General features: G+C 65.2%; 2 protein-coding genes. Both read right to left on the minus strand.

Annotated elements, in window-relative coordinates; genetic code table 11:
• Positions 1-663: glycoside hydrolase family 1 protein (locus SR3_RS30175; protein WP_157099219.1), on the minus strand; the 663-nt coding region annotated here is incomplete at its 3' end.
• Positions 664-695: 32 nt separating this feature from the next.
• Positions 696-2,079: glycoside hydrolase family 31 protein (locus SR3_RS30180; protein ID WP_157099220.1), on the minus strand; the 1,384-nt coding region annotated here is incomplete at its 5' end.

Here is a 2,079-nt window from a genome sequence, read left to right on the forward strand (position 1 = left end):
GAGGCCGGGCGCCTTGCCGCCGGTCATATAGGACAGGTCGGTGAAGCAGCGCAGTTCGTTGACCGTCATCAGATGCTTGACGCGGTCGGTGATCTTGCCCGCCATGTAACCGGCGTAATCGGCAAAGGCGTAAGACGTGTCACGCGATTGCCAGCCCCCGGCAAGACCGGTCGGCAGGTCCCAGTGGAACAGCGTGACATGCGGCTCGATGCCCGCGGCCAGCAGGCCGTCGATCAGGCGGTTGTAGTAATCGAGCCCCTTCACGTTGGGCTTGCCGCGCCCATTGGGGAAGATGCGCGACCAGGCGATCGAGAAGCGATAGCCCTTGACCCCCAGCGCTTTGAGCAGTTCGATATCCTCGGCATAACGATGATAGCTGTCGCAGGCGACATCGCCCGTGCCCCCGTCGCTGGTCTTGCCCGGCGTGTGCGAGAACACATCCCAGTTGGTCTGCCCGCGCCCGTCTTCCTTGACGCCGCCCTCGATCTGATAGGCCGCCGTGGCGCAGCCCCAGAGGAAGCCCTGCGGAAAGGCGAGCCCGCCCTCAGGCGCTGCCGCGCCGCCTGTGCCGACCTGCGCCGCATCGAGGTGCCCACCGAGCGCCGAGCCCAGCGCCGCAACGCCAAGCCCCTTGCCGAGCTGGCGGCGATTGATTCCAGTCATTGTCAAATCCTCTGAAAAATTGGCGTTGCGGCTTACTGGCCGCCCATGATCTTGATGAGGCCGGGCAGCGCCTGCCCGCTGGGCAGAGGCTGGCGGCTGGTCAGTTTGCCGCTGGCATCGTCCCACACCAGCTCGGCCTTGCGGCCATCCTTGCCGGCGCGATAGCCATTGGTGGTGCCATCGTCGTCATAGAGCGTGAAGGTGGCGTTGGCGCCGGGATAGACGCGGATGCTCTCCAGCGCCTGCTTGCTGGCGGTGCTGTCCACCTGCACGCCGATGGGCACGATGGAACCGGCGCGCACGAAGACCGGGATATGCTCAATGGGGGCATCGGCCTCGATGGTCTGGCCGCCTTCATAGCGGCGGTTGGTCCAGTAATCATACCAGGCGGTGCCGGCGGGCAGATAGACCGACTTCTTCGTCTGCCCCTGCTCCGTCACCGGCGCCACCAGGAAGGCGTTGCCCAGCATATACTGGTCGCCCACGGTGGCCGCCTTGGGGTCCTTGGGGAAATCCATGAAAAGCGCGCGCATAAAGGGGGCACCCGTCTCATAGGTCTGGCGGCCCTGCGCATAGAGATAGGGGATCAGCGCATAGCGCAGGCGCAGATTGTCGGCCAGAATGGGCTCGGCGGCCTTGCCATATTGCCACAGGGCGGTGCCGGGGCGCTGGCCATGGATGCGCAAGGTGGGCGAGAAGACGCTGTATTCGAACCAGCGCACGAAGAGTTCGGGATAGTCGGCATAATCCGCCGGCATCGCCGTGGCGCCTGCCGGATCGACCAGTAGGGGATGCTCGGCCTTGGGGCCGCTCGGCCATTGCCAGCCACCAATGTCGCTCCCCCAATAGGCCAGCCCCGAGGCGGTGACATTCAGCCCCGCAGGCACCTGCCGCTTGAGCGCCTCCCATGTAGCGTGAACATCGGAGGACCAGAACAGCCCGCCCGTGCGCTGCGAGCCGAGATAGGCCGCCCGCGACAGGATCAGATTGCGGAAATTGGGCCGGTCCTGCGCCGATCCCTTGGCCACGCCCTCAGTGTGCAGCAGCGGGAAGAGGTTGTGGTAACGGTCGCCCGAACCGATGGAATAGAAGGAGCCATCGGGCACCAGATCAGGCTCGGTCTCGTCCAGCCAGAACCAGTCGAAGCCCTGGCTGGCGATGTTGTCGCGCAGCTTGCCCCAGAACCAGGTGCGGGCCTCCGGGTTGGTGCTGTCGATCAGCGCCCCGGCACGGTCGGCGCGGACGGGCAGACCGTCCACCGCATGGCCGTCCTTGTCCTTGAGCAGCCAGCCCTTGGCAGACAGCATGTCGAAATAGCGCGATTCCCGCTCGAAACGCGGCCAGACGCTGATGATCGAGCGCATGCCCATCGACTTGAGCTGATCGTTCATCCCCTTGGGATCGGGGAAATAGGTG

The sequence above is a fragment of the Novosphingobium rosa NBRC 15208 genome, assembly GCF_001598555.1.
In the GTDB taxonomy this organism is placed as follows: Bacteria; Pseudomonadota; Alphaproteobacteria; order Sphingomonadales; family Sphingomonadaceae; genus Novosphingobium; species Novosphingobium rosa.